The sequence below is a fragment of the Streptomyces sp. NPDC090025 genome, from assembly GCF_044748125.1.
GTDB lineage: Bacteria > Actinomycetota > Actinomycetes > Streptomycetales > Streptomycetaceae > Streptomyces.
This window is the reverse complement of sequence record NZ_JBIVFL010000014.1, coordinates 197,354-223,887: the sequence shown is the minus strand read 5'-3', so window position 1 is coordinate 223,887 and position 26,534 is coordinate 197,354. Positions and strand designations below refer to the sequence as shown.

The 26,534-nt window shown below is 71.3% G+C and carries 24 protein-coding genes and 1 pseudogene; 10 read left to right on the top strand and 15 right to left on the bottom strand.

Features of this window, described 5'->3' with window-relative positions; translation table 11 throughout:
* Nucleotides 1-178: 178 nt before the first annotated feature.
* From hydA to ACIPXM_RS28210, 3 genes are all read left to right on the top strand, one after another.
* Nucleotides 179-1,582 carry a dihydropyrimidinase gene (hydA, locus tag ACIPXM_RS28220; protein WP_401660929.1) on the top strand — a complete coding sequence of 468 codons (1,404 nt, stop codon included), beginning with the start codon at nucleotides 179-181 and terminating at the stop codon, nucleotides 1,580-1,582.
* An 11-nt stretch (nucleotides 1,583-1,593) separates the two neighbouring features.
* Nucleotides 1,594-2,610 (top strand): TIGR03842 family LLM class F420-dependent oxidoreductase, encoded by a 1,017-nt coding sequence (locus ACIPXM_RS28215; RefSeq protein WP_401660927.1) that lies wholly within the window; start codon nucleotides 1,594-1,596, stop codon nucleotides 2,608-2,610.
* A 163-nt stretch (nucleotides 2,611-2,773) separates the two neighbouring features.
* Complete coding sequence (locus tag ACIPXM_RS28210) at nucleotides 2,774-4,459, top strand: hypothetical protein (RefSeq protein WP_401660925.1); 1,686 nt, start codon at nucleotides 2,774-2,776, stop codon at nucleotides 4,457-4,459.
* A gap of 26 nt (nucleotides 4,460-4,485) precedes the next feature.
* On the opposite strand, the gene ACIPXM_RS28205 is transcribed toward ACIPXM_RS28210, so the two are convergent.
* Nucleotides 4,486-4,707: a hypothetical protein gene (locus ACIPXM_RS28205; protein WP_401660970.1), complete on the bottom strand. Its 222-nt coding sequence runs from the start codon at nucleotides 4,705-4,707 to the stop codon at nucleotides 4,486-4,488.
* Here ACIPXM_RS28205 and ACIPXM_RS28200 point away from each other — a divergent pair.
* Nucleotides 4,648-5,034: a transposase gene (locus tag ACIPXM_RS28200; RefSeq protein ID WP_401660922.1), complete on the top strand. Its 387-nt coding sequence runs from the start codon at nucleotides 4,648-4,650 to the stop codon at nucleotides 5,032-5,034. The genes ACIPXM_RS28205 and ACIPXM_RS28200 overlap by 60 nt on opposite strands.
* A 387-nt stretch (nucleotides 5,035-5,421) precedes the next feature.
* On the opposite strand, the gene ACIPXM_RS28195 is transcribed toward ACIPXM_RS28200, so the two are convergent.
* The 8 genes and pseudogenes from ACIPXM_RS28195 to ACIPXM_RS28160 form a co-directional block, all read right to left on the bottom strand.
* The gene (locus ACIPXM_RS28195) at nucleotides 5,422-6,114 is read right to left on the bottom strand and encodes a hypothetical protein (RefSeq protein WP_401660919.1); all 693 of its coding nucleotides are present in this window, start codon (nucleotides 6,112-6,114) and stop codon (nucleotides 5,422-5,424) included.
* Complete coding sequence (locus ACIPXM_RS28190) at nucleotides 6,111-8,195, bottom strand: hypothetical protein (RefSeq protein WP_401660916.1); 2,085 nt, start codon at nucleotides 8,193-8,195, stop codon at nucleotides 6,111-6,113. The genes ACIPXM_RS28195 and ACIPXM_RS28190 overlap by 4 nt, the downstream gene beginning before the upstream one ends.
* A gap of 256 nt (nucleotides 8,196-8,451) precedes the next feature.
* Nucleotides 8,452-9,237: a hypothetical protein gene (locus ACIPXM_RS28185; protein WP_401660913.1), complete on the bottom strand. Its 786-nt coding sequence runs from the start codon at nucleotides 9,235-9,237 to the stop codon at nucleotides 8,452-8,454.
* Between the two features lie 168 nt (nucleotides 9,238-9,405).
* The gene (locus ACIPXM_RS28180; protein WP_401660967.1) at nucleotides 9,406-10,017 is read right to left on the bottom strand and encodes a Crp/Fnr family transcriptional regulator; all 612 of its coding nucleotides are present in this window, start codon (nucleotides 10,015-10,017) and stop codon (nucleotides 9,406-9,408) included.
* Nucleotides 10,018-10,105: 88 nt separating this feature from the next.
* Nucleotides 10,106-10,549, bottom strand: coding sequence for a hypothetical protein (locus ACIPXM_RS28175; RefSeq protein ID WP_401660910.1), 444 nt, complete (start codon nucleotides 10,547-10,549; stop codon nucleotides 10,106-10,108).
* A gap of 218 nt (nucleotides 10,550-10,767) precedes the next feature.
* Nucleotides 10,768-10,941, bottom strand: a pseudogene (locus ACIPXM_RS28170) (cupin domain-containing protein); the annotation flags it as partial.
* 13 nt (nucleotides 10,942-10,954) lie between these two features.
* Nucleotides 10,955-11,509 (bottom strand): DUF421 domain-containing protein, encoded by a 555-nt coding sequence (locus tag ACIPXM_RS28165; RefSeq protein WP_401660907.1) that lies wholly within the window; start codon nucleotides 11,507-11,509, stop codon nucleotides 10,955-10,957.
* 526 nt (nucleotides 11,510-12,035) lie between these two features.
* Nucleotides 12,036-13,184 carry a PP2C family protein-serine/threonine phosphatase gene (locus ACIPXM_RS28160; protein ID WP_401660904.1) on the bottom strand — a complete coding sequence of 383 codons (1,149 nt, stop codon included), beginning with the start codon at nucleotides 13,182-13,184 and terminating at the stop codon, nucleotides 12,036-12,038.
* A gap of 165 nt (nucleotides 13,185-13,349) precedes the next feature.
* Here ACIPXM_RS28160 and ACIPXM_RS28155 point away from each other — a divergent pair, with 165 nt between their 5' ends.
* Nucleotides 13,350-14,759 carry a threonine/serine exporter ThrE family protein gene (locus ACIPXM_RS28155; protein ID WP_401660901.1) on the top strand — a complete coding sequence of 470 codons (1,410 nt, stop codon included), beginning with the start codon at nucleotides 13,350-13,352 and terminating at the stop codon, nucleotides 14,757-14,759.
* A 61-nt stretch (nucleotides 14,760-14,820) separates the two neighbouring features.
* Here the strand turns inward: ACIPXM_RS28155 and ACIPXM_RS28150 are convergent, their stop codons facing one another.
* The 5 genes from ACIPXM_RS28150 to ACIPXM_RS28130 form a co-directional block, all read right to left on the bottom strand.
* Complete coding sequence (locus ACIPXM_RS28150) at nucleotides 14,821-15,318, bottom strand: flavin reductase family protein (protein WP_401660899.1); 498 nt, start codon at nucleotides 15,316-15,318, stop codon at nucleotides 14,821-14,823.
* Entirely contained in the window at nucleotides 15,315-16,772 is a 1,458-nt protein-coding gene (locus tag ACIPXM_RS28145) for a catalase (protein WP_401660896.1), read from the bottom strand. The genes ACIPXM_RS28150 and ACIPXM_RS28145 overlap by 4 nt, the downstream gene beginning before the upstream one ends.
* A gap of 268 nt (nucleotides 16,773-17,040) precedes the next feature.
* Nucleotides 17,041-17,577, bottom strand: coding sequence for a hypothetical protein (locus ACIPXM_RS28140; RefSeq protein WP_401660893.1), 537 nt, complete (start codon nucleotides 17,575-17,577; stop codon nucleotides 17,041-17,043).
* Complete coding sequence (locus tag ACIPXM_RS28135; RefSeq protein ID WP_401660890.1) at nucleotides 17,574-19,043, bottom strand: ATP-binding protein; 1,470 nt, start codon at nucleotides 19,041-19,043, stop codon at nucleotides 17,574-17,576. Before ACIPXM_RS28135 ends, ACIPXM_RS28140 begins: the two co-directional genes overlap by 4 nt.
* 143 nt (nucleotides 19,044-19,186) lie before the next feature.
* Nucleotides 19,187-19,933 carry a response regulator transcription factor gene (locus ACIPXM_RS28130; protein WP_401660887.1) on the bottom strand — a complete coding sequence of 249 codons (747 nt, stop codon included), beginning with the start codon at nucleotides 19,931-19,933 and terminating at the stop codon, nucleotides 19,187-19,189.
* 134 nt (nucleotides 19,934-20,067) lie between these two features.
* Here ACIPXM_RS28130 and ACIPXM_RS28125 point away from each other — a divergent pair, with 134 nt between their 5' ends.
* Genes ACIPXM_RS28125 through ACIPXM_RS28110 form a run of 4 tightly spaced genes read left to right on the top strand, consistent with a single transcriptional unit; the run spans nucleotide 20,068 to nucleotide 23,925 of the window.
* Nucleotides 20,068-20,760: a hypothetical protein gene (locus ACIPXM_RS28125; protein ID WP_401660884.1), complete on the top strand. Its 693-nt coding sequence runs from the start codon at nucleotides 20,068-20,070 to the stop codon at nucleotides 20,758-20,760.
* Complete coding sequence (locus ACIPXM_RS28120) at nucleotides 20,757-21,854, top strand: peptidoglycan-binding protein (RefSeq protein WP_401660881.1); 1,098 nt, start codon at nucleotides 20,757-20,759, stop codon at nucleotides 21,852-21,854. Before ACIPXM_RS28125 ends, ACIPXM_RS28120 begins: the two co-directional genes overlap by 4 nt.
* On the top strand, nucleotides 21,851-22,690 hold the full coding sequence (locus ACIPXM_RS28115) for an ABC transporter ATP-binding protein (protein WP_401660878.1): 840 nt from the start codon (nucleotides 21,851-21,853) through the stop codon (nucleotides 22,688-22,690). Before ACIPXM_RS28120 ends, ACIPXM_RS28115 begins: the two co-directional genes overlap by 4 nt.
* On the top strand, nucleotides 22,687-23,925 hold the full coding sequence (locus ACIPXM_RS28110; RefSeq protein ID WP_401660876.1) for an ABC transporter permease: 1,239 nt from the start codon (nucleotides 22,687-22,689) through the stop codon (nucleotides 23,923-23,925). The genes ACIPXM_RS28115 and ACIPXM_RS28110 overlap by 4 nt, the downstream gene beginning before the upstream one ends.
* A gap of 53 nt (nucleotides 23,926-23,978) precedes the next feature.
* Here ACIPXM_RS28110 and ACIPXM_RS28105 read toward each other — a convergent pair whose 3' ends face one another.
* Nucleotides 23,979-24,596: a TetR/AcrR family transcriptional regulator gene (locus ACIPXM_RS28105; RefSeq protein ID WP_401660873.1), complete on the bottom strand. Its 618-nt coding sequence runs from the start codon at nucleotides 24,594-24,596 to the stop codon at nucleotides 23,979-23,981.
* A 192-nt stretch (nucleotides 24,597-24,788) separates the two neighbouring features.
* On the opposite strand from ACIPXM_RS28105, the gene ACIPXM_RS28100 reads away from it, so the two are divergent.
* Nucleotides 24,789-26,525: an amidase gene (locus ACIPXM_RS28100; RefSeq protein ID WP_401660871.1), complete on the top strand. Its 1,737-nt coding sequence runs from the start codon at nucleotides 24,789-24,791 to the stop codon at nucleotides 26,523-26,525.
* Nucleotides 26,526-26,534: the final 9 nt, after the last annotated feature.

Here is a 26,534-nt window from a genome sequence, read left to right as displayed (position 1 = left end):
GCCACCCGCTACGACAAGACCGCACAGTCCTACGAAGCAGCCGTCACCCTCGCATCACTCCTGATGTGGGCGTGACATTTGACGACAGAACCTAGTCACCTCCCTCAGGTACCTCCTTTGCCCGACCGCCCGTCCCGCTCGACAGTTCGTCCGTCCGCCTTCGCAGGGGAGACCTCCCGTGAGCACCCGAACCCTGATCCGCGGCGGCCTCGTCGTGACCGCCGCCGACGAGGTGCACGCCGACGTCCTGATCGACGAGGGCCGGGTCGTCGCGCTCGCCGCGCACGGCTCCGACATCGCCGCCGGCTGGACCGCCGACCGTGTCATCGACGCCACCGACCGCTATGTCATCCCGGGCGGCGTCGACGCCCACACTCACATGGAGCTGCCGTTCGGCGGCACCTTCGCCTCCGACACCTTCGAGACCGGCACCCGGGCCGCGGCCTGGGGCGGCACCACCACCATCGTGGACTTCGCGGTGCAGAGCGTCGGCCACGGGCTGCGCGAGGGCCTGGACGCCTGGTACGCCAAGGCCGACGGCAACTGCGCGATCGACTACGGCTTCCACATGATCATGTCGGACGTGAACGAGTCGACGCTGAAGGAGATGGACCGGCTCGTCCAGGAAGGGATCACGTCGTTCAAGCTGTTCATGGCGTATCCGGGGGTCTTCTACTCGGACGACGGACAGATCCTGCGGGCGATGCAGCGCGGCGCCGCCGACGGCGGGCTGATCATGATGCACGCGGAGAACGGCCTCGCGATCGACGTGCTCGTCGAGCAGGCCCTGGCCCGGGGCGAGACCGACCCCCGGTACCACGGGGAGGTCCGCAAGGCGCTGCTCGAGGCGGAGGCCACCCACCGGGCGATCCAGTTGGCGCGGGTCGCGGGCGCGCCGCTGTACGTCGTGCATGTGTCGGCGCAGGAGGCGGTGGCGGAGCTGGCGGCGGCCCGGGACATGGGGCTTCCGGTGTTCGGCGAGACCTGTCCGCAGTATCTGTTCCTGTCGACGGACAATCTGGCCGAGCCGGGCTTCGAGGGCGCCAAGTACGTGTGCAGCACCCCGCTGCGGCCGAAGGAGCATCAGGCGGCGTTGTGGCGGGGGTTGCGGACGAACGACCTCCAGGTGGTGTCGACCGACCACTGCCCGTTCTGCTTCGTGGGGCAGAAGGAGCTGGGCCGGGACGACTTCTCGAAGATCCCCAACGGCCTTCCGGGGGTGGAGAACCGCATGGACCTCCTCCACCAGGCCGTCGTCGACGGCCACATCTCGCGCCGCCGCTGGATCGAGATCGCCTGCGCGACCCCGGCCCGGATGTTCGGCCTCTATCCGCAGAAGGGCACCATCGCGCCGGGCGCGGACGCCGACATCGTCGTCTACGACCCGCACGCCACCCAGGTGCTGTCCGCCGAGACCCATCACATGAACGTCGACTACTCGGCGTACGAGGGGAAGACCGTCACCGGTCAGGTGGAGACCGTGCTGTCCCGCGGCGACCTCGTCATCGACCACCGCACGTACGTCGGCCGTGCCGGGCACGGCAGCTTCGTGCCCCGTTCCACCTGCCAGTACCTCAACTAGGAGACGCAGCCTTGGACTTCGGACTCGTCCTGCAGACCGACCCGCCCGCCTCGCAGGTCGTCGGCCTGATGCGCCGGGCGGAGCGCAACGGCTTCCGCTACGGCTGGACCTTCGACTCCGCCGTGCTGTGGCAGGAACCCTTCGTGATCTACAGCCAGATCCTGGCCAACACCACGAAGCTGCACGTCGGCCCGATGGTCACCAACCCGGGCACCCGCACCTGGGAGGTCACCGCCTCCACCTTCGCCACCCTGAACGACATGTACGGCAACCGGACCGTCTGCGGCATCGGCCGCGGCGACTCCGCGATGCGCGTCGCGGGCCGCAGGCCCAACACCCTGGCCCGGCTCGGCGAGGCCATCGACGTCATCCGCGACCTCGCGGAGGGCCGCGAGGCCGAGGTCGACGGCAACCCGATCCGCATCCCCTGGGTGCGCGACGGCAAGCTCCCGGTGTGGATGGCGGCGTACGGGCCGAGGGCCCTCGCGCTCGCCGGGCAGAAGGCCGACGGCTTCATCCTCCAGCTCGCCGACCCCTTCCTCACCGAATGGATGGTCAAGGCGGTCCGCCGGGCCGCCACGGACGCGGGCCGCGACCCCGCCTCGGTCACCATCTGCGTCGCCGCCCCCGCCTACGTCACCGCCGACGACTCGCCCGAGGCCCTGGCCCACGCCCGCGACCAGTGCCGCTGGTTCGGCGGCATGGTCGGCAACCACGTCGCCGACCTGGTCGCCAAGTACGGCGAGCACTCCGCGATGGTCCCGGACGAGCTCACCGCGTACATCAAGGACCGGCAGGGCTACGACTACTCCCACCACGGCCGCGCCGACAACCCGGACACCGTCTTCGTCCCCGACGAGATCGTCGACCGCTTCTGCCTCCTCGGCCCGCCGCAGGCGCACATCGAGAAGCTGCGCCACTTGAAGGCGCTGGGCGTCGACCAGTTCGCGGTCTACGACATGCACGACAACCGGGAGGGCACGATCGACGCGTACGGCTCCGAGATCATCCCCGCGATCAACGCCTGACCCGGGTCCATCGAATCTCCGAACGCCAGGCACGACGTTGTGCCGGTCCACCGATGAGAGAGCAGCGGTCACCACCCTTCCCTATGACGGGCTCGTTCTGCACGGCTGTCAGTGGCAAGTGTCATGCTGCGTGGGAGGGGTCCGCCGTGAAGTGAGGAGTGCTGTGGCGTTCGAGTGGGATCGGATCGGCCAGCCGCATTTTGACCGAGTCGTCGAGGCGTTGGTCCACCGGCTCTACAGCGAGACGGCGGAGGTCCGGGCCGTCAACGGGCGCGGCGGTGACGGCGGCCGCGACATCGACGTGGTGCAAGGCGGCCGCCTGCGGATCTACCAGCTCAAGTACTTCCCCGACGGGCTGCAGGGGCGTGGGCGCAGACCGAGTATCAAGAAGTCGTTCAAGCGGGCTATGGAACACGACCCCTATGAGTGGGTCCTCGTGGTTCCTTGCACGCTTACCCCGGGCGAACGGGCGTTCATCACGGGTCTGGGTGAAGGCCGGGACGTGAAGGTCACCGTGATGGACCGGACCGTCTTGGACGATCGCCTCGCCGCGCACAGTGATATCGAGCGCAGTCTCAGCCGCACCAGTGGCGATGTGGGGCTGCTGGAGTACGCGAAGATCATGAACCGGGAGCAGGACATCCTGGCGGGTGGCGCGGTCGACCTGGGTGCTCGAGTGCAGGCTCTGGGGCGCGTGGTCGACGACCTCGACCCGAACTGGACCGTGGACTTCGCCCGCGAAGGCGACAAGGTCATCCAAACCCTGCGGACGAAGCATCCCAGGGCCCACGAGGTAAGCCCCATCACCATGACCATCGCCGGAACGGCCATGGACGCCGATCTGTCAGCCGCCGTTACGCGCTCCCTGGGATTCGGAGTCGCCGAGGCAGTCGAGCTCCCGCCCGACGTGGTGGAGAGCCTGACGATCAGCGGACCGGAGTGGATCGCGCAGACATTCACCAACACCACAGTTCTGTGGAGGCCGATTTCACCTGTGTCAGGCGCCGATGCCGCAGTCTCCGTAGCCTTCCTCGGCGCGGACGACAGCGTGCAGGCGTCGTACGCGGGTCGACTGAAGGCGCGAGGTTCCGGCTCCCTGGGGAACTCGATCGAGGTGGATCTACCTGGTGCGGTGCTTCGGGTGCTGCGTCCGTTCGATGAATCGGCTCCCGCGAAGCTCGCGTATCAATTCGATCTTGCCGGGCTCAGTCCCGCGGAGGCGCTAAAGGTGCTGCGGCTACGCCGGCGCCTTTCGCTCGGCGGCGACTTCCGGGTGATGATTGACGGCCAACTCGCGGGTGCGGGGCGCCTCCCGAAGAGCGGCACTGCAGATGATCTGCGCCGCTGGGAACAGCTGCAGCTGTTCCTGGAGGACCTCGAAGTGGTCCAGCGACATTGTGAACAGGACTTCCCCATCCCGGCCGACATGTCGATGACCGACCGGATTGCTCTGCGGATGGCTCGCCTCTTGGTGGAGGGCCGCTGCGTAGCGTCACCGTTCAGTCGCGAGCTGACGATCACACTCACCTGGATCGATGACGAGAACACGAGGGAGCTGCTTAGCGGCCGGCCGCAGTCGCTACGCATCACAAGCTCTGAATACGGGATCACGATCGCAGGACACCTTCTCAACCTCGGCTCGGTCTGCATCTTCCACACGGAAGTCACGGCCGACGGCGGGCCCACCGTCCTCGAGTTGCTCCGCAGCGGTCTCGCACCGGAGGCGACCCTCGTGCTGCGCCCTGCGCGAGGCGAGCACTACCGTATGTTTCTGACCGACTCGCCCGACGACGGTATGCCGCTCAGCCCCTGCCCTTTTGGCCTCGACGGCTTTCCCGACCCTCTCTAGTGCGGTATCAGGCAGCACTGCCACGTCTACCAGAGACTGCTCTGGGTGCCGAGGAGCGAGATCGTCGAGCGCCGCGGCGGGACCGTAACGCCGGCCAGGGCCGTGTCAGCAGGCGTGCCGGTCGTGCCGCCCCCGACCTTGTCGAGCTGTAGCACCTGCTCGACGTCGAGGTTCGCACCGTAACGGACGTGCCTGGCGTCGCGGTACGGGGCGCGGGATGCCCGTTCGAAGCGTGGTTCGACGAGCATCACCGTGCTGTGCCGCCGCCACTGACGGATGAGCAGTGGGCCGAGCCGGCCTCATGCCTTCCCCCACCGCGGAAGAAGTCGCGTGTGGTGCCCCCGCGAGTGGCCTTCGAGGCGTCGCTGTACAAAGTGCGCCACGGCATTCAGTGGAAGACTCTCCCCGAGCGGGTGCTGAAAGGGCAACGCGCGCAGAGCGTCCACCAGCGTGCCCTCGGCTACTTTCACCGCGGGCATTGGCAGCGCGCGGTGTGCGTGCTGGGGGACTATCAGGACACCGCGGCGCCGCCGAGGTACGTGTTGCCGGATATCGACATCACGTGCACCCTTTGATCCGGATCTCATGACCGTCTCCGACGACGTGTTGATCGGATGAGGGCTTGCTGTGCAGGGCGCGGCGCAGTGCTCCGCTGCCCTCGCTGGGCACGTAGACGATCAGCGTTGCTGCACCATACGTTCGATCCTTGGGGGGCAACGGCGTCGTCCCGCAAGGATCGTGAGCTCATTTGTCTTCCTCTGCTGGCAGGTCGCTGTCGCATGCGAGTGGGGTCCCGGCATGACCGTGCAGTCGATAGACCATCTCGTCGGGCGCCGACAGCATGCGTGCGCTGCGCCAGGCTGTGTCGAACGGCGTTCCCGGCTGGGCACGTTGCATCTGTCGCGCCCGCCAGCAGGTCACGGGGTCGAGAACGAGGCGCCAAAGTGTCAACTGCACTCCGCTCACCCCGTGCTGCGTAAATGAGCCCGTGCGGACGGCGCGGCCGTGTCGCTAACATCCGCCATCCCGCGGGTGAGGGCCGCGAGTGCGTCGTGCAACACGAGGATCGCCCGGTTCTGCATCTCGACGTCTGTGAAACCGCGACCCACGAGTTCCCATTGCTCGAGCAGCGGGCGCCACCATTCCTCGGATGCGGCGACTGACCGGGCCACGCGCTGCCAGTCGGCGACCTGCTGCGGATCCAGTGAGGCGGGGTGCCGCTCGATACGGTCCAGAAGCAGCAGCGCAGGGTGCTCGTACAGGTTCTCCTTGAGGAAGCGCAGCCGGCGCACGCGCTCCTCGTCGACGCTGCGCTGCGCCAGGACCTTCTGGGAAGCCTCTGTGAGCCGAAGGTCTGCGCGCACGCGCAGGAGGCGGTAGTGCGTCGTGCGGCAACGCTTCGGCTCGCCGAGCATGGCATTCACCGTGTCCTGGGCAGTCTGGAGGGCGGCGGCCGGCAGGCGCAGCAGGACGTTCGCAGCATCGGTGGCGATGCGTTCCCGTACGAGGTCCTCGAGGTTCGGTCTGCGTCGCCACGTTGGACGCCAGGTGATGGTGAAGGTGGCCTCGAAGGGCACCCCTTCGGTGGCACTGGGCAGCTGCCGTGGCGTAGGGCACTGTGTGGTTCGTGTGCCTCGGAGCCAGAACTGGCTCATGCCGGGGCTCCCGTTCCCTCGATAGTGATCAGGGGATGGACCCGCTTGTCCACGAGGTGCTGGTAGAAGTCCGCAGCGGCGTTGTCACCGGTGGCCGTACGAACATCTGTCAGTGCCTGCATCAGGCCCATGGCGGCCTTGAACATGCGTTGTCCCTGCAACACGGGAACGAGTCGGGCGAGCAGCTCGCCGTAGGCACTCTCGTCGGAGGCGCATGCCGCGATCCATACCGTGAGGCGAGAGATGACGTCCGGCGCGGTGCTCATGTCGCCGAGGAGGTCCCGCAGAGCACGGTCCACGTTGATGTCCAGCGCCTCCTCGTCTGTCAGCAGAAGGGGAAGCCTCTCGTGATGGGCCGACATCAGGGACAGGAAGGCAAGGCCGCCGGCGCGGCTGCTCGCCTTCGCGTCCTGCCAGGCCTGCACCTCCTCGGCCAACCGTGTGACACCGCCCGGCTGTGCGGACAGCTCGGTGAATAGTTCCAGCACCGTGTTCTGGGTGTCCTGCGCACTCGATGTGTGAACGACACGGCGCAGTCGAACCATGGCCATCTTCGCCATCGAAGCGCTGGTCTCCGGGTCGCTCAGCACACGGCGGCAGATGGCGACGACCGAGTTGGCGTACTCCTGACTGCCTGCCCACCGGTACAAGGTGCCCCAAGCTCGTCGGCCGACGTGCTCGTCGTGCACGGCCCGGAGCATGACGGCCGGCAGCAGGTCGTTCTTCGCCCCGCGGGCGATGCTGCCGAGCAGGCTGAGATGCTCGGACGACCCGTGGCGGAGAATCAGTGCGGACAGGGCGTCGACGGCATGTTCCGCCACCCCAGAGGTTCCACCGTCCTTGACCAGCCACTGCAGCAGCGGTCGGCGCATGACTTCGTAGTTGTCCCATACGTAGGCGAGGACCGCTTTGCCGTAGCCGGGCCGGTCGAAGGTGACGGCGTCGTGGGAGTCGACGGATCCGCCCACGTCGATGACGCGGCGGCGCAGTCCTCGACCGGCGAATGCGGCTTGGGCGCCGGTGCCGAGAGCGGTCCGCCCGGGATCTGCTGAGCTGATGCTGTCCTGCAGTGAGCGGGCGGTGCGCGCTACGTCCGGGAGGGGCGAGGATTGACGGACGGCGAGAGCAAGCAGCAGACAGCGATCGTCGAAGGTGAGCGACGAGTCCCTCCCTGCGTGGACGTTCGCCGTCTCCCCGAAGAGGTTGTCGAGCTTGTCGCGCCAGTCGGACAGTGCATCCGCCAACCGTTCCGCAAGCTCGCTGTCGGATGACACGGCGTGCGGGTCGGTGACCGGGACGGTCGTGCGGGTGGTGCGCTCATGCTCTTGCCATGCGGTGATGACGGTGTCGGCGGCCCGCACTGACTCGACCGCGTCGAGCCCGTCGAGCGACACCCTCGCCGGATCCAGGACGTCCAGGTAGGGGATCAGTCCCGGACAATTGTGTGCGCGCAGATGGGCCTCGACGACCTGGCGCGCGGGCGGCGGGGTGCGCAGGCGCACGACCTGCACGCCCGATTCAGGCAGAAGGATCCCATGGTCGTAGAGCCCCTCCGCCACAGTGACGACGAGGTAGGAGTCGCGGGACTCAAGGTCCTTGGCGTGCGCTTCGAGAGCGGAGACGAAGTCGGCCGACGGACGGTCGCGGTCGGGGTCCTTGAGATCGAGCTGGTAGGCACGCCGTTCGGAGAGCGGCAGCCTTCCGACCCTCGGGGTCGTCCAGTCCGCATCCAGTTTGAACAGATCAGTGGCGGTGTCGGTGTGGCGTGCCAAGAGCTGGAACGCGAACGTGGTGGAGCCGTACGAGCCCGGTGCGACGATCAGGAGAACTCGCCGAACGGGGCGCGAGGTCTCTGGGTCGATGGCCTTGCCCCAGACGCTGCTCCATTCGTTGTCGCGCACGAACGGCCTTCGGCGGATTTCGTCCCGGTCGAGGACGACACCGTCCAGAACGTCACGCATTCGCTTCTCGATGTGCAGGTTGCCGACGGTGTTCGCTACGACGTCTGCCTGATGGACCGCCACCGACGCGGTCGGAGGCGGCAGCACCAGGTCCGGTGACAGCCGCTCGGACCGCGACACGGTTGTCGGGTCCGGGGGCGGAGGCGGAGGCGGAGGCGTGGTTTCGGCCGGGCTAGAGAGGCCGGCAGAAGAATTCGGCGGCGTACTGTCTCGCCTGAGGAAGCTGGACCACGGGCGGCTTTCGCTGTGAAGCGCCGGGGTCGAGGTATCAGATGTGCCGAGCTCGTCCGGGTCGGGAGCAGAACGCATGGGGGCGTCGGACATACGTGCGGGTCCTTGTCTCTTGAGGGCCTGATCCGGGTACTGACGGGCGAGGTCAGCGGCCCCGCCGGTCGATGCGCAGGACCCGGATGTCCTGTGCGACCGTCGTGTCCCGCATCTCCCCGTTGAACTGGAACACCGGAGCGGGATCGCTGGAGGGCCGAGCCGCGGCGCCCTCCGAGGGAGACGATTGAGAGGAAGCTGGCGTGGAGGCCGTGCCGGGCTCTGCGGCCTGCGCTCCTGCTGGCGAGGCGATGGCGGAGAGGTAGGGCGCCAGCAGCTGCGGCACCAGGCGCGGCACGTACAGGTGGCACGGCTCAGCGAAGTCCGGCTTGCCCACGACAAGAGCGGTGGTCGACAGGAACTGTCCTTCCGCCAGCTCTGGTGTCCGACCGGCCCGCACCGTCCGTCGAAAGACGGGGTCTGACACGGCGGCTGCGAGGAAGCCATCGTGCTCGCGGGCGGCGGACAGGGCGGAGCGCAGGGCAGTGCTGTCCAGCAGACGGCACACCTCGTTGATCGCGGCGCCGCGGTGATCGGGCACGGACAGGGGACCGACGTGGACTGCGACCCGCAACCTCATCGGTGGAGAGGCCGCGAGGCGTTCCCGGTCGTATCTGGTGAGAGCCGAGTGGAGATGGCCCAGCAGCGGGTCGACCAGCCGGGCCACGTTTCCTGCCGGCAGGACGAAGATGGCACCGTCCCCGGTGTCTTTGAAGGCTTGGTCCTCAAGGCAAGGAGGTTCGAGCCCGCTCTGCGCGAGGACGGTGGTGAGCACGAGGTCCAGGTCGGAGCGCACCGAAGCCATCCGGGCTTCCGGGATCTGGCTGTAGCCCTGCATGTCTACCGCCAGCAGCGCGTGCTCCGGCGGGACATCAGACGGTGGAGTGACAGGAGAGAACAAGGGCGGACCTGCCTTTCAGACGGGGGCGTCGATCGGAAGGCCCCATGCTGATCCGGCGATGCTCGTGGCGGTGCCCAGCAGTTGGCACCAGAGCCGTAAGCTCGATCACGTCGTCCGGCGGGCATCCTCTTCGATGGCCTGCATGTCATGGATCAACAGGCCTCCGCCGGACTCCGTTTCCAGCCATCCTCGCTCTCTCCATGGCTTGATGGCCGAGACCACGGCGTTGCGCGACGCACCGATCATTTGGGAGAGCTCCGCCTGCGTGAGCCGGACACTCAGCCCGCCAGGTGACTGCACCCCCGCCCGTACCAACCTGGCGAGGGCGCCGGCGAGACGAAGCGGGACACCAGCGGTGGCGAACTCCAGCCGCACGGCCTCCGATTCCCTCACGCGGGCGATCGCATGGCGTAGTAAGGGGGCGAGTAGACCATGCTGTTCGACGAAGACGAGGAAGTCGGATGCTGGAATGAGGTGAACACGGCAGCCTTCGGCGGCGATCACCGAGGCGGACCGGGGCTTCGCGTCCAGCACAGCCAGCTCACCCAGCAGTTCACCCCGTCCCCGGACCGCGAGCAACGTGCGTTCACCGCCCGCGCCCGTCAGGGTTACGAGAGTCGATCCGGAGTCCAGCAGGATCACGTGGGTGGCTGGATCCCCTTGACGCAGGAGAACACTGCGAGCGGGGCGGAGATGTGAGGGAGCGAGCTCCAGCATCTGCGCCCAGAGCCGTTCTCCGATAAGTGCACGGTGCGGTTGGTACATGTCTCCCCAAGGTGGCATGACTGACAGTCACGCAAAAGTCTCAGAGAGTGAGAGGCGTGATCAATAGAGTCGATCCAGCCACACCATGAGCCGCCATGATGAGACCCACGGCCAGCCTGATCAGCCGGAACTTGCGTCGAGCCAGGCTCCGGAGCATGACCAAACGCTCAGCCTCGGCGTGAAGTTGGTGCAGCTCGTCCAAAGATCGGATCCACTCGAGGACAACAGACGTGGTGTCGATGTCCTCCTCCCTCCGAGCGTATGGGTCACATCGCCAGCCGAGTGCCGGGCGTAGGGCCGTCAGTAGCGCAAGGACCGAGGCCATCAGTAACAGGAACGTGACCCCCAAGGGGGCGAGGAGCGGCCAGCCGGCCCGGTACGCGTTGTTCGACAGTGCGCAGGCCACCGCGGCCGCGAAGAGACCACCGGCCACTCCAAAGAGCGCTGCCGCTTTGGTGTCCGCCCGCTGTACCTCGACGAACATCTCTGCCGAGCGGAGCCTGAGGGTGTCCAGGGAGCCTGCGGGCGCTTGCCCGTGAACGTGCTGACTCGAATGCACAATGCCTCCAGCGACGGACGTAGTGGTGATGCAGTCACTGTCCCGCCACTACCGAGCCGACGGTGCCCAACGCCTGGCCGTGAGCGTGCGTACCGGGTCACACCGGAAGAACCGAAGGCGTAGCAGGGCGGTCGCGACACGCTTCAGCAGCAACGGCTCTGTGGCTTCTTCTCGCGACGGTCCCAACAGCGGTGCCGGACACCGCCGGAGAGCAGCAGCGTGTCCCCGCGCCCCAGCCGGTGACCCTGGCCGTCGGCCTCCACCTCCACCGCGCCGTCCGCCATATGCATGAGCTCGTCGTCGCGGTGTCGGAACGGCGCCGCCGCCCGCTCAGCGCCGCAGCTCCGCGCGGATCTCGCTCAGCTGCCGCCGCAGGGCGACCATGTCCTTCTTGTCCGCTACCTGGTCGCCCGGCTTGAGCCGGACCACGAGCGCCCCGCTGGGTTCGAGGACGATCATCGCCGTCTCGTCGATCCCGTCACCGCCCTGGGTCCGCACGGCGGTGTCCACGTCACCACGCCGCACACCCTCGCGGCGGGCCGCGCGCTCGTCGTACACGCCGTCCTTCGCGAGCACGGTGGGACTGCCCTCGGTCAGCCGGTAGAACCAGTCGAACCGCGCGGCCCACCGCACCAGCACCCAGTCCAGGGACATCAGCACCACGGCGCCGAACAGGGCGCCGCTGACGGAGTTGTCGTCACCGATGATGGCGTTCTGCACCACGTTCGAAAGCAGCAGCATGACGACCAGGTCGAAGGTGTTGAGCTGGGCAAGACCCCGCTTGCCGACGAGCCGCAGCAGGATCAGCAGGGCGACGTACACGAGGATCGTACGGGCCGCCTTCTCGGCGTACGGGACGCCGACCGTCATCATGTCGTGCCACATCGGGCCACCGTAAGCGGCGCACCGACGGGGGGCCGGGACGACGCTCCGGTGCGGGTCAGCCGGAGGACCAGGGCCAGCCGCGCGCCCAGCCACGGCTTCCGGTTCCCTCCGGTGTCCGGGAGGATGCCGTGCCCGTGGTCGCCCCCGTGGTCGTCCGGCCCGGGGCGGGCGCGGGGGAGTCCGTCGGGCCGGGCGACGGGCCCGCGGCGACGGTGCGCCGGAAGTCGTCGCTGTGCGTCGCGCCGGTCACGTCGTCGGTGACGGTGACGGTGACGGTGGACCGGCCGCCGGCGAGCGTCTCACCGGGGCGCGCCGAGGCCGGGACCCGCAGGGTGAAGGCGACCTGCCAGACCGTGGCGTCGGCCGACAGGCCCCGTGCGCCGTCCGGGAGCTCGTCGCCGGGCAGCAGCCCCGGAAGATCATCCTTTGATGGGACACGCTGGCGTTCATCCCGAGGGGCGCGAGCTGACGGGAGGAGCGGGGCGAGGGGGCGACAGGGCGAGGGGCGGTGGGGCGGGCCGACAGGTCAGCATGCCTGTACGGCGAAAATGGTGAGGTCGTCGGTGAGCCGGCCCTGACAGTGGGCGAGCACGCCTCCTTCGACCAAGGGGACCAGACGGTCGGGAGCGACGGCGGCCGGGTCGCGGGTGACGGCGCGGGTGACGAAGTCGCGCAGCGGGAAGAAGTGGAGACTGTCCGGCGGGCGGGCCTCCGTGACGCCGTCGGTGGTGAGGAGCAGCGTGTCACCGGGGGCGAGGCGCACCCTGGTCGCCGGGGGCGGCCCGCCCGCCAGGTCGTTGAGCCCCAGGGGGAGTCCGGGATCGAGGACCTCCGGCTCGCGGACGGTGCCGTCCGGCGACACGATCAGTGGTGCCTCGTGGCCGAGCAGGACGAGATCGGCGTAGCCCGCCGTCCGGTCCGGCGGGAAGTCGACGAGCACGGACGTGGCGAAGCGGTCCGCGTCACCGGTGCCCGCCCGGCTCGCGTACTCGTGGTGGCGGTGCATCCGGGTCTCCAGATGCCGGGCCAGGGTGTCCAGGTCCTTCGTGTGGTAGCCGGTCTCGCGGAAGGTGCCGAGGAGGGAGGCCGCCGTCGCGACCGCGCCGAGCCCCTTGCCCTGGACGTCACCGACCATGACCCGGACGCCACCGTCGGCGGTCGGCTGGAGATCGTAGAAGTCGCCGCCGACCAGACCGTCGACACCGGCGGGAAGATACACGGAGGCGTTGCGCAGGAAGCCCACGACCGGGGGAAGCGGCCGCAGCACGGCGTCGCGGGTGGTCGTGGCGACGGCGCTGACACTGGTCAGCGTCGCCTTCTCGCGCCTGCGGTACCAGGTGATGACGACGGAGCACGCCGCCGCGGCCCCGTAGGCGATCAGCTGGGTGGCGAGGTACTGCCGCCCCGGGCCGTGGAGCAGTCCGTCGAAGGGGGCGAGCGCGAGGACGGCGGCGCCGCCCGTGAGGGCGACGAGGAGCGTCCCCCGCCAGTCGCAGCTCGCGACGGCCAGGGCGGGGGCGATGACCATGGCACCGGTGATCACCACACCGCTGCCGGTGGTGATGTCGAAGAACGTGACCAGCGCGACGGCCAGCAGGGGCAGCCCGGTCCCCCGGAACACCGCGCCGGACCACTCCCGGTACCGGAGGCGGTGGCCGTCCCTGGGCTCAGCCATCGGTCTCGCGAGGGCCCCCGGGGCACGGCACGGATCGGAGAGGTGACATTCGTCCCTGGATTCCATTCGCGAGCGCGATCTACGGTCGATATCTACCGGAATTCAACATTCGTCCCTCAAGGATGCGCTCGGTACGACCCCACACCTCCCGTACAGGACGTCGACATGCCCCGTCACCCCGCCGACCCCCCACGCGAACGGGCCGTGCCCAGCCGCCCCTGGCTGGAGCAGGCGCTCCCGCGGCTGCGGGGCGTGCAGCGCGCCAGTGCCTACGGGCACGCGGGCGAACTGCTCCAGGACGACGGCAGCCAGGGCCCCTGCGCCACCGGTGTGCGGGCGGTGGACCTCGCGCTGCGGCTGGGGGAAGGGCTGCTGGTCCACGGTGCGACGGCCGACGAGGCGGTCGCGGCGATGACGGTCACCGCCGAGGTCTACGGGCTCAGCTACTGCGAGCCCGTCGTCACCGTCGCCGCGATGAGCCTGTCGGGATATCCACCGGGCGAGGTGCGCCCGGTGTGCGCCTCCCGCCTCGTCCGCCGCCAGCTCATCGACTTCCGCAGACTGGAGGAGATCGAGCGCGTCGTCGACCGGATCAGTGCGCGCGAGCTCTCCCTCGAGGAGGCCAGGGAGCGGGCGGCGCGCGTGCTCGACGCACCCGAACCCTCGGACCTCCGGGCCCGCTGGCGCCTCCCCCTGCAGAGCGCGGCGGTGGCCGGGGCGGCCTGCCTCACCTACGGAGGCGGCCTGCTCGCCGTGGTCTGCGCGGCCCTCGCCGGGCTTCTCGGCAGCCACTGGTCCTGCTGGCTCGGCCGGTACGGCGTACCGGTGTTCTACCGGACGGCCGTGGCCGCGGCCCCCGCCGCCGTGGCCGCCCTCGCGGTCAGCCGCATCGCCACGCCGACGACCTGCCAGGCGGTCCTGGTCGCCGGCGTCCTCGGACTGCTGCCCAGTGTCGTCTTCGTCCGGGCCGTGCGCGACGCCCTGACCGGGCACCATCTGACCGCGCTCGGCCGGTTCAGCGAGGCGTTCCTCGGTTTCGCCGCCGTGGTGGCGGGGGTGCTCCTGGTGCTCGGCGCCGGGCGCGCGGCCGGGCTGACGGTCCCGGTGTCGGTGGCGCCCCCGACAGCACACCAGCTGGGCTGGACCGCCGTCGGCGCCGTGGTCTTCGGCCTCGCGGTCTGTGTCCGGGTGCGTGTGCCGTACCGTCATCTGCCGGTCGTGGGGCTGCTCTCGCTCGCGGGTTTCGTCCTCCTCGCCGAGCTGCGGCACCTGGGCGTGTCCACCCTGACGGCCACGGGCCTCGTCGCCGTCGCCATCGGTGCCGCAGCCCAACTGGCCGTGCGGTGGACAGGCGTCGGTGCCAACGCGGTCATCGCGCCCGGCATCGCCCCCTTGCTGCCGGGAGCGGCGCTGTACACCGCTCTCACCGCGCTCGCCGCCGGGCGGACGACCACCGGCATGGCGGGTCTCGCCCAGGCGGCGGCGGTGACGATCGCCCTGGCCGTCGGCACCGGTCTGGCCGCTGAGTGCGCGCGACTGGTCCGGCGACTGGCCGACCAGCGACGGGGCCGGTAGCGCGGCACGGCGGCGACGCGGCCTGCGCCCGGACCGGGTGCCCGGTCCCCCGGCCGGCGCCTCAGGCCGGGTGTCCGGCGTCGAGGTCCCGTACGTCCTCGTAGCGCAGCGGCGGGGGCGCCGGGGAGAGCGGGGGACGGCCCGTCGTCAGCGGGGCGAGCAGGAAGCCCACGTGGTCGCCGCCCTCCACCTGTGCCTCGATCCGGCCGGTGAACCAGGTGGGCAGCTCCGTCAGGACCGGGCTGCCGCCCTCCCCGGCGCGCCAGGCGACCCGGGCGAACTTGTCCACCCGGTCGCCCGTCTCACCGCCGAACAGCTCGGCCGTCGCCCGGTCCCCGCGGCGCAGCAGATGCACGGTGAGGTGTTCGGCCGTGCGGGCGAGGCGGTAGGTGTGGTTGGCGGTCGACAGCCACACCACGAACCGGGGCGGGTCGATCGAGCACTGCGAGGCGAAGCCGACCAGACAGCCCGCCCGCCGCCCGCCTGACGCGGCCGTGACCACGTACATCGGGACGTCGAGCGCGTCGGAGAAGGCGGAGAAGGCGGCGGACTCCGTCATGCCTTCGCCGCGCGGACGCCCTCTGCGATGCGCTCGCCGACACCCTTGTCGATGTTGCTCCAGTAGGCGAAGGCGCGCTCCAGGACCGGGTCGCTCACGCCGTCCAGGAGATGGCCCACCACATTGCCCACCAGCCGGTCGCGGGCCGCGTCGTCGAGAACCTCGCGGACCAGGGTGCCGGGCTGCCCCCAGTCGTCGTCCTGCGGGTGCGAGACGTACGCCGCCCGGGTGATCTCGCCGTCGGCGGTCCAGCTCGGCGGCACCCCGAACCGTTCGGGATCGGCGGCCGGTCCGCCCTTGGAGTTCGGCGCGTACACCGGATCAGCGGTCTTCCGGTACGCCATCGCCCCGTCCTTCGAGTACGTGTGGACGTCGACGACCGGCGCGTTCACCGGCAGCTGCTGGTAGTTGGTGCCGATCCGGGCCCGGTGGGCGTCCGCGTACGAGAACAGCCGGCCGAGCAGCATCCGGTCCGGGCTCGGACCGATGCCGGGGACGAAGTTGTTCGGCTGGAACGCCGCCTGCTCGATCTCGGCGTGGTTGTCGGTGGGGTTGCGGTCCAGCGTCATCCGCCCCACCGGGATGAGCGGGTAGTCGCCGTGCGGCCACACCTTCGTCAGGTCGAACGGATTGAACCGGTATCCGGCCGCCTCCTCGTACGGCATGACCTGCACATGCAGCGTCCAGGAGGGGAAGTCGCCGTCCCGGATGTGTTCGAACAGATCCCGCACGTGGTAGTCGGCATCGGTCCCGGCAAGATGGTCGGCCTCCGCCTGGGTGAGGAATTCGATGCCCTGGTCGGTCTTGAAGTGGTACTTCACCCAGAACCGCGCACCGGAGGCGTTGATCCACATGTACGTGTGCGAGGTGTAGCCGTTCATATGGCGCCAGGTCCTGGGGATGCCCCGGTCGCCCATCAGCCAGGTGACCTGGTGCGCGGACTCGGGGGAGAGGGTCCAGAAATCCCACTGCATGTCGTGGTCGCGCAGATTGCTGTCGGCCCGGCGCTTCTGGGAGCGGATGAAATGCTGGAATTTCATCGGGTCCTTGATGAAGAACACCGGGGTGTTGTTGCCGACCATGTCGTAATTGCCTTCGGACGTGTAGAACTTCACCGCGAAGCCGCGCGGGTCGCGCCAGGTGTCCGGGCTGCCGCGCTCGCCCGCGACGGTCGAGAACCGGGCGACGAGATCCGTCCGGGTCCCCGGCTGGAACAGCGCGGCCCTGGTGTAGGCGCTCACGTCATGGGTGACCTCGAAGCGGCCGAACGCCCCGCTGCCCTTGGCGTGCGGCTGGCGCTCCGGGATGCGCTCCCGGTTGAACTGCGCCATCTGTTCGATCAGATACGCGTCCTGGAGCAGGATCGGGCCGCCGGGCCCCACGGTCAGCGCATGCTCGTCGCTCTCGACCGGGGCGCCGGAGTCGGTCGTCGTCGCGGGTCGGCTCTCGGTCATCACTCCGCCTTTCGTCGTCGGCGCGCTGGGTCGTCATCGCGCGCGGTCATCCCAGCCTCGGCCCGCGCGGCGGAAGCCGCTACCGGAGGACCGGGGAGGGAGGGGAGCGACGGAAGGGAACGACATCCCCGCCCTCGCCCGGCATGCGGGCGGCTACCCCGCTTCGGGGCGGGCACTCGCCCGCATCGTGGGATCGCGGCGGGGGCACCCGCCCACGGGCAGCCTCCGCCGCCTCCACCGCCACGCCGACCGCTCCGGGACCGCCCGGTCAGCCGGTCAGGAACTGCGAGCAGCGGTACGGGCCGAGGCGGCCGTCGTCGCCGTCCAGGGTGACCTGGACGTCGTCGGTGCGGATGCCCCGGTCCTGGTGGAGGAAGGACTGGGCGCGGGCAAGGGTGCAGACCAGCTGGCCGTTGGAGAGCCGGGCGCGGTCGGTGCCGAAGGAGCTGCCCCTGGCGCGCAGCGTGACCCGGGTGCCTTCGCCGGTGACCTCGTACGAGCCGATCTCGACGAGGTTCACCAGGCCCCGGTCCGCCTCCGCCCGGGTGGGTCCCGCGGCGAGCAGTTTCATGGCGCCGGCGGCTTCGGTGATCGGGGTGTCCGGCCGGGAGACGCCCTGCAGCCGGGTTCCGTGGACGTAGTAGACGCGCAGCGCGTCGGTGAGCCCGGTGGCCGGTTCGCCGCCCGTCACCACGCCGGTCGGCCGTACCCCGCAGCCCGCCAGGACCACGGTCAGCGCCGAGGTCACGGCGAGGGCGAGAGCGAGGGCGGGCACGGCGGTCGGCTGGTTCGCGCGTCGGCTCATCGGGGGTTCTCCTCGTCGGAGTCGGAGTCGGAGTCGGAGTCGGAGTCGGAGTCGGGGGCGGGGGCGGGGGCCGAGTCGGAGTCGGAGGCGTGGGGGAGGCGGAGGGTGAAGACGGCGCCGGGGCCTTCGGTCCGGTTGGCCGCCCGCAGGGTGCCGCCGTGCAGCCGGGCGTTCTCCAGGGCGATCGCCATGCCGAGGCCGCTGCCCTCGGACCGGCCGCGGGCCGCGTCCGCCTTGTAGAAGCGGTCGAAGACATGGCGCAGCGCGTCGGCGGTGAGCCCGGGACCGGCGTCCGTGACCTCCACCGTGACGTACGGGTCGGCCGCGTCGCCCGGCGTCAGGGTCACCGTCACCGGCGGCGCGCCGTGTCGCAGTGCGTTGCCGACGAGGTTGGCGACGACCACGTCGATCCGGCGCCGGTCCACCGGCAGCCGTACCCCCGGGGCGAGCCGGACCACCACCCGGTCGGTCCAGCCGCGCAGCGCCAGGCCCGCCCGTACCGTCTCGGCCAGATCGGTCTCGGCGAGCGCGAGCCGGGCCGCACCGGCGTCGAATCGGGACATCTCCATCAGGTCGTCGACGAGCCGGACCAGCCGTGCCGTCTCCGCGCCGACCGTACGGGCCGCCTGGGCCGCGTCGTCCGGCAACGCGTCGGCCTCCTCGTCGAGCACGGTGGTCACCATCGTCATCGCCGCGAGCGGGGTGCGCAGTTCATGCGAGACGTCCGCGACGAACCGCCGGGCCTTCGCCTCCTCCTCGCGCAGCTCCGCGACCGACCGTTCGAGCGCGTCGGCGGTGTCGTTGAAGTCCCGTGCCAGACCGGCGAGTTCGTCGTGGCCGGTGACCGCGACCCGACTGCCGAGATCGCCCTCGGCGAGCCGCCGGGTGGCCCGGCCGAGGTCGCGCACGGGGCGCAGGACGGTACGGGCGGCGAGCAGGGCGAGCACCGCGGCGAGCACGACCACCGGGATGATCCCGTTCCGTACGGCCTGCAACAGGGCGGCGGTGTCGTCCTGTTCGGCGCGCAGCGAGGTCACGGCGTACACCTCCAGGCCGGAGGACCGGCCGTCGGCGAAGGTGACCGGGATGCCGACGGCGAGATACGGCTCACCGCCCTCGGACACCCGCTGGAAGCGGGCGCGCGCCCCGGTCCGTACGGCCGTGCGCAGTTCGGGGGTGATGCGGGGATCGTCGGGGGTCGGCTCGGACGCGGCCTTGAGATCGCGGTAGCGGGTCACGACCAGCGGCCGGCCGCCGAGCCCGGCGGACACCGCGTCGGCGAGCGTCGCGAGGCTCTGCTCGTCCGGCGGCACGTCGACGTCGGGCGCGAGCGCCCCGACCCGGGTGCGCAGATCGGACTCGAAGGCGTCCTGGGCGCGTTTGAGCACCGCCGTGCGCGCCTCCCGGTACGCGAGGGCCGTCGAGGTCACGGCGCTGACCAGGGCCACCAGGACGAAGGTGACCACGAGCCGGGTGCGCAGGCCGCCGCGGTGCGGCAGCGGTCGCGCGCCGGTCCCAGGCCGCCGCGACCCGGATCCAGGCCGCGGCGACCCGGTCCCGGGCTCCGCCGCCCCGGCCCCCGTCGCCCGGCCTCTCTCCGCGCGCCGGGTCACAGCGGCCCGAAGCGGTAGCCGAAGCCGCGCACGGTCTGCACATAGCGCGGCCGGGCGGGCACGTCCTCGATCTTCGCCCGGAGCCGGGCCACCCCGGCGTCGACCAGGCGGGAGTCGCCGAGGAAGTCGTGCTCCCAGACCGACTGGAGCAGTTGCTCGCGGCTGAGCACCCGGCCGGGCGACGCGGACAGCTCCAGGAGCAGCCGCAGTTCGGTCGGCGGCAGGGCGATCGTGACGCCGTGCTTGGTGACGGTGAGCGCGGCCCGGTCGACGAGCAGATCCCCGTACCGGTCCGTGCACGTATCCCCGTACGGGTCCCCGTGCCGGTCCGGGCGCGGGCTCCCGGACCGTCCTTCGGCGGCGCCGGAGGGGTCGGCGCGGCGCAGGGCCGCCTTGATGCGGGCTTCGAGGACGGGCGCGGTGACCGGTTTGACGACGTAGTCGTCGGCCCCCGCCGCCAGGCCCTCGACGATGTCGGAGTCGTCGCCGCGCGCGGTGAGCATGATGACGGGCAGCACGGCGGTCCTGGACCGGATGCGGCGGCAGACCTCGAAGCCGTCGAGGCCGGGCAGCATCAGGTCGAGCACGACGAGTTCGACGGCGGCGCCACCGGGTCCCGCGAGCAGGGCGAGGGCCTCCTCGCCGGTCGCGACCGCGTCCACCCCGTAGCCGTGGCGGCGCAGCACCAGTTCCATTCCGTCGCGTACGGAGTCGTCGTCCTCGATGAGCATCACGTGCGGCATGGCATCGATTATGTGCGGGCGGAGCGGGGTGTCGGTGCACGTCAGGGGGGCTTTTCGGCGGACCGGGCGCATTGTTACGTGCTCATCATGTGGTCATGGACGGACCATCACGTGGCCGGTGGAGCGTGACGGCCATGAGCATCCAGACCCCCTCACGCACCGCTCGCCGCACCGCTCGGCGCACCGCCCGGCGCTTCGCCCGGCCGCGGTTCGCCGCCGTCGTGGCCGTCCCCGTCCTCCTCCTCGTCGCCGCCTGCGGAGGCGGGAGCGACGGCGCGGGCGGCGGCGCGCGGGAGCATGTCGCCTCGGTGCCGGACGCGCCGGACGCGCCGTCGGCGGGCGGCCCGTCGAGCTCGGCCCCCGCCCCCGCCCGGTCCACCGGCTCCGCGGGCAAGAGCGCCTTCTACGACGCCCAGGTGACGTACGTGCGGTGCATGCGGGGCAAGGGCGGGGTCAAGGAGTTCCCCGACCCCAAGCTGAGCGGCTACCTCGACTGGACGAAGATCGACGAACTGTCCGCGCGGTACCCCGAGGTCTCCAAGGGCGGCAAGAACGCGGTCTGCGGCGCGGAGATGTCCGAGGCGATGCGGCAGGAGCCGAAGCGGGACACCCAGGCGCAGTACGAGTCGATGCTCGCGCACGCCACCTGCATGCGGGAGCACGGTGTCTCCCGCTTCCAGAACCCCACCATGTCCGGCGGCCTGGTGCAGCCCGGCGGCGACCCCAACCCGGTGGACCCGTCCTTCGACTCGAAGTCGCCCGCGTACAAGCAGGCCCGTCAGGCGTGCAAGGACAAGCTCCTCGACGGCCTGGACGGTATGCAGTGAGGCGCCGTTCCCTGCTCGTCGCGGGCGGCGCGGTCGTCGTCGCCGCGGCCGTCGGTGCCGGGGTCGTCGCGCTCGGCGGCGACGGCACCGCGGCCGACGGGGGCCGGGACGCCGGCCTGCCGCCCGCCACCGCCGAGATCACCAGGACCGACCTGGTCCGCAGCAAGACCGTCGACGGCCATCTCGACTTCGCCGGGCGCCGTACGGTCAAGTCCGCCGTCGAGGGCACGGTCACCGTCGCCGCGCGGGTGGGCGGCACCGTCACCCAGGGGCAGCTGCTCTACGAGCTGAACGACAAGCCCGTCACCCTGCTCTACGGGCAGGTGCCGATGTTCCGCGAGATGAAGGTCGGCGACCGGGGCTCGGACGTGCTCCAACTGGAGCGCAACCTGCGGGACCTGGGCTTCGGGGCCGGGATGTACGTCGATCCCCGCTTCGACCGGGACACCGAGGCCGCCGTCAAACGCTGGCAGAAGACCCTCAACCGCGAGACGACCGGCCGGGTCGGCAAGGGCGACGTGGTCTTCCAGCCCGGCCGCGTCCGGGTCGTGGCGGCGGACGCCGCGCTCGCCGACCAGGTCGGCCCCGACCGGGCGGTGCTCACCGTCGCCTCCACCGATCCGGTCGTCCGGGCCCAGCTCGACCAGACCGACGCCGCGCTCACCGCGAAGGGCACCAGGGTCCAGGTCGCGCTGCCCAGCGGACGGACCGAGCCCGGCAAGGTCACCGGCACCGTCCGGCCCACCTCGTCCGGCGGCGGGACGGGCGACGGCGGCACCCCGGGCGCGGGCGCCGACAACGGGATCACCGTCGAGGTCACCCTGGACGCGGGCCGTACCGCCGCCCGTGGCGAGGACGGTACGGCGACGGCCAGCGTCACCTTCGTCAGCGAGGCCCGCAAGGGCGTCCTCACCGTCCCGGTCGAGGCGGTCGTCGCGCTGCGCGGCGAGAAGGGCGGCTACGGGCTCCAGTTGGTCCAGGGCGCCACCACCCGGATGGTGCGGATCGACACCGGGATGACCGCCGACGGGAAGATCGAGGTCAGCGGACCCGAGCTGCGCGAGGGCCTGCGGGTGGGGGTGGCGGGCTCATGACCACCATCCGCGAGCCGCTGCGCACCCGGAATCCCGCCCCCGCCCCCGCCCCCGGCCCCGTCGTCGAGCTGATCGGCGCGGGCAAGGTCTACCCCGGTGGCGTACGGGCCCTGCGCGAGGTCGACCTGACCGTCGGCGCGGGTGAACTCCTCGCCATCGTCGGCCCGTCGGGCTCCGGCAAGTCGACCATGCTCAACGTGATCGGCACCCTGGACCGGCCCACCAGCGGCACGGTCCGGGTCGCCGGGCACGACGTCGGCGCGCTCTCCGACGCGCAACTGTCCGCGCTCCGCGCCCGCCACATCGGCTTCGTCTTCCAGCACTTCCATCTTTCCCCCGGCCGGGACGCCGTCGACAACGTGGCCGACGGTCTGCTCTACGCGGGCGTCGGGCGCAAGGAACGCCGGGCCCGGGCGCGCGCCGCCCTGGAGCGGGTGCGGCTCGGGCACCGGCTCGACCACCGGCCGCACGCGCTCTCCGGCGGCGAGAAGCAGCGCGTCGCGATCGCCCGCGCGCTGGTCGGCGAACCGGATCTGCTGCTCGCCGACGAACCCACCGGCGCACTCGACACCGCGTCCGGCGAGATCGTGATGGGCCTGCTCCATGAACTCCACGCCTCCGGCACCACGATCTGTGTCATCACCCACGACAACGAGATCGCGGCCTCACTGCCCCGCCGGGTCCGGTTCCGCGACGGCGCGATCGTCGCCGACTCCGGTTCCGGCTTCGGTTCCGGTTCCGGCTTCTGTTCCGACTCCGGATCCGGTTCCGGTTCCGGTTCCGGCGCGGCCCCCGCGCCAGCCGTGACCCCCGTACCCCCGCAGGTGACGCCATGACCCCGGCCCCCGCCCGCACGACCACCCCCGCCCTCACGACCACCCCCGCCCCGCTCCGCCCGGCCCGCCTCACGCCCCGCGACATCCTCGGCGTCGGCGCGGTCGGCCTGCGCGCCCGCCGCGCCCGGGTGGTGCTCTCGGCGCTCGGCATCGCGATCGGCATCGCCACCATGGTCGCCGTCGTCGGGCTCTCCACCTCCAGCCGCGCCGACCTGATGAGCCGGCTCGACCGGCTCGGCACCAATCTGCTCACCGCCGAGGCGGGCAAGGACAGCCTCGGCCAGGAGGTGAAGCTGCCGAAGAGCGCGGTGGCCATGGTGGAGCGCATCGGGCCGGTCCGGCACGCCACCGCCACCGCGAACGTCGACGCCCGGATCCGCCGCAGCGACGTCGTCCCCGAGGAGCGCACGGCGGGCGTCACCACCCAGGCCGCCCGCCCCGACCTGCTCGCCGCCCTCAACGCCGAAGTGGCGCAGGGGATGTGGCTGGACGGGCCCCGCGAGCGGCTGCCGGTCACGGTGCTCGGCGCCGTCGCCGCCGAACGCCTGGGCATCACCCGCCCCGGCGACAAGATCATGATGAACGACCGGTACGTGGTGGTCGTCGGCATCCTCGAACCGATCGAGCTGGTGCCCACCCTGGACCGGGTGGCGATGGTCGGATTCCCCGCCGCCGAGACGTACTTCGGCTTCGACGGCCATCCCACCACCGTCTTCGAGCGCTCCACCGACGCCTCCGTGGAGGAGGTCCGCGCCGTCCTCGCCCGTACGGTCAATCCGGGCGCGGGGGAGACGGTCAAGGTCTCCCGGCCCTCCGACGCGCTGGCCGCGAAGGCCGCGACCGACGAGGGGCTGACCGCCCTGATGCTCGGGCTCGGCGCCGTCGCGCTGCTCGTCGGCGGGGTCGGGGTCGCCAACACCATGGTCATCTCGGTCCTGGAGCGCCGCCAGGAGATCGGCCTGCGCCGCGCGCTCGGCGCCACCCGGGGCGCCGTCCGGCTGCAGTTCCTCACCGAGTCGCTGCTGCTCTCCGCGCTCGGCGGGCTCGTGGGAGCGGCGCTCGGGGCGGCGGCCACGTACGGCTTCGCGGTCGTCCAGGGCTGGACCCCGGTCGTCCCGCCCTGGTCGCTGGCCGGTGGTCTCGCCGCGACCCTGCTGATCGGGGCGCTCGCCGGTCTCTACCCGGCGGTCCGGGCCGCGCGCCTGGACCCGACCTCCGCCTTGAACACCGCCTGAGCCCCGAACGCCGCTCGGGCCCGGCCCGGTGGCGGCCCGGTCCCGGTGGCGGATCAGGCCCGGCCGGCCGGGCGCAGTTCGCGGGTGAGGGCGGCGAGGGCGAAGGCGTGCGCGGAGGCGTGCTGCCAGCGGGCGCGGCCGAACATCACGTCCTCGGCCAGGCCGCTCAGCATGGCCACCGCCCGGATGGTGAACTCGGGCAGCTCCACGTCCGCGAACTGTCCGAGGTCGCGGCCCTCGCGGAGGATGGCGTCCAGGCGCTCGTCCCAGCCGTCGAGGAGCCCGGTGAGGATGCGCCGCCCCGCCTCGTCGTGGTGCTGCTGGGCCAGGACCTGGGTCCACAGCGCGTAGCGTTCGTCGCCCTGGCCGCTCGGCAGGTAGAAGCGGACGAACACGTCGAGCTTCTCGGCGGGGGAGGCCGCCAGGTCGACGGCCTCCTGGAAACGGGCCCAGAGGTCGGCCTGGCTCCAGGCGAGCACTTCGAGCAGCAGCCGGTCCTTCTTGCCGAAGTGGTAGAGGATGTGCCCGGTGCTCATCCCGGCCCGCTCGGCGATGTCCGACATCCGCAGGCCCGCCGTGCCCTTCTCGGCGATGACGCTGATGGCGGCCCGCATGGCCCGGCCCCGCGCCTCGTCGCCGCTCGGCTGGCGCTTCCGGTCGATGGTCGGCATCGGCTCACTTCCAGGTCCGGAGATCCAGTTCCCCAGTCTAGGTTCCGCGCGCTGCGGGGGGTTCCCAGGATTAGACCTCTACTCTAGACTGAAAATCTAGTTAGGTGATGGGGAGTGTGCCGGCCGGCTGTGCGCGGCCGCCCCGACGGCCAGCGGGCCCGCCTGCCCCACCCACCCACAGGAGGCACCCCCATGACGCGCGCATTCGATGTCGTGGAGACCTGTATCGCCGATCTGCGCGCCGCGCTGGAGAACGGCGGGACGACCGCGGTCGGGCTGCTCGACGCCTACCTCGCCCGGATCGAGGCGTACGACCGGCCCGGCACCGCCACCGCGCTCAACGCGCTGGTCGTGATGAACCCGAAGGCCCGCGCCGAGGCGGCGGCGTCCGACGCCCGCCGGGCCCGCGGCGAGAGCCTCGGACCGCTCGACGGCATCCCGTACACCGCCAAGGACAGCTACCTCGCCGAAGGGCTCACCGCCGCCTCCGGCTCCCCGGCCTTCGAGCACCTCGTCGCCCAGCGCGACGCCTTCGCCATCGAGCGGCTGCGCGCGGCCGGCGCCGTCCTCATCGGCCTCACCAACATGCCGCCGATGGCCAACGGCGGCATGCAGCGCGGGGTGTACGGGCGGGCCGAGAGCCCCTACAACGCCGACTGGCTCACCAGCGCGTACGGCTCGGGCTCCTCCAACGGCTCCGGCACGGCCACCGCCGCCTCCTTCGGCGCGTTCGGCCTCGGCGAGGAGACCTGGTCCTCCGGCCGCGCCCCCGCCTCCAACAACGCGCTGTGCGCCTACACCCCCAGCCGCGGCGTGATCTCGGTGCGCGGCAACTGGCCGCTCGTGCCGACCATGGACGTCGTCGTCCCGCACACCCGCACCATGGCCGACCTGCTCGAACTCCTCGACGTCGTGGTCGCCGACGACCCGGACACCCGCGGCGACCTGTGGCGCGCCCAGCCCTGGCTGGAGCTGCCCGCCGCCTCCCGGGTGCGCCCCGCCTCCTACCCGGCCCTCGCACCCGCCGACGCCGACGCCGCCCGCGCCGCGCTCGCGGGGAAGCGCGTCGGCGTACCCCGGATGTACATCAACGCCGACCCCGAGGCCGGGACGAACCCCGACGGCGGCATCGGCGGCCAGACCGGACAGCGGGTCGACACCCGGCCCTCCGTCATCACCCTGTGGGAGGCCGCGCGCCGCGACCTGGAGGCCGCCGGGGCCGAGGTCGTCGAGGTCGACTTCCCCGTCGTCACCAACTACGAGTCCGACCGGCCCGGCGCGCCCTCGCTCTTCACCCGCGGCCTGGTCGGCCGTGACTTCCTCACCTTCGAGATCGAGGACCTGTCCGCCTGGGCCTGGGACGACTTCCTGCGCGCCAACGGCGACCCGGCGCTCGCGAGCCTCGCCGACGTCGACAGCGGCCGGATCTGGCCCAAGCAGCAGGGCGAGCTGCCCGACCGGTACGAGGGCTTCGACGACACCATCGGCGACTACCCGCGCTTCGTGCGCGAGCGCCCGTACGCCTCCCTCGACGCCATGCCGCTCCTGGAGCAGGGCCTGCGCGGCCTTGAGGAGACCCGCCGGGTCGACCTGGAGCAGTGGATGGACGACCTCGGCCTGGCCGCGGTGGTCTTCCCCGCCGTCGCCGACGTCGGCCCCGCGGACATGGACGTCGACGTGGCCTCCGCCGACCTCGGCTGGCGCAACGGCGTCTGGGTCGCCAACGGCAACCTGGTCCCGCGCCACCTCGGCATCCCGACCGTGACCGTGCCCATGGGCACCATGGCGGACATCGGGATGCCCGTCGGACTGACCTTCGCGGGCCGCGCGTACGACGACAACGCCCTGCTGACCCTCGCGGCCGCCTTCGAGCGCACCGGCGACCGGCGCACCGAGCCGCCGCGCACCCCGCGCCTGCCGCAGGACTGAGCCGACGCG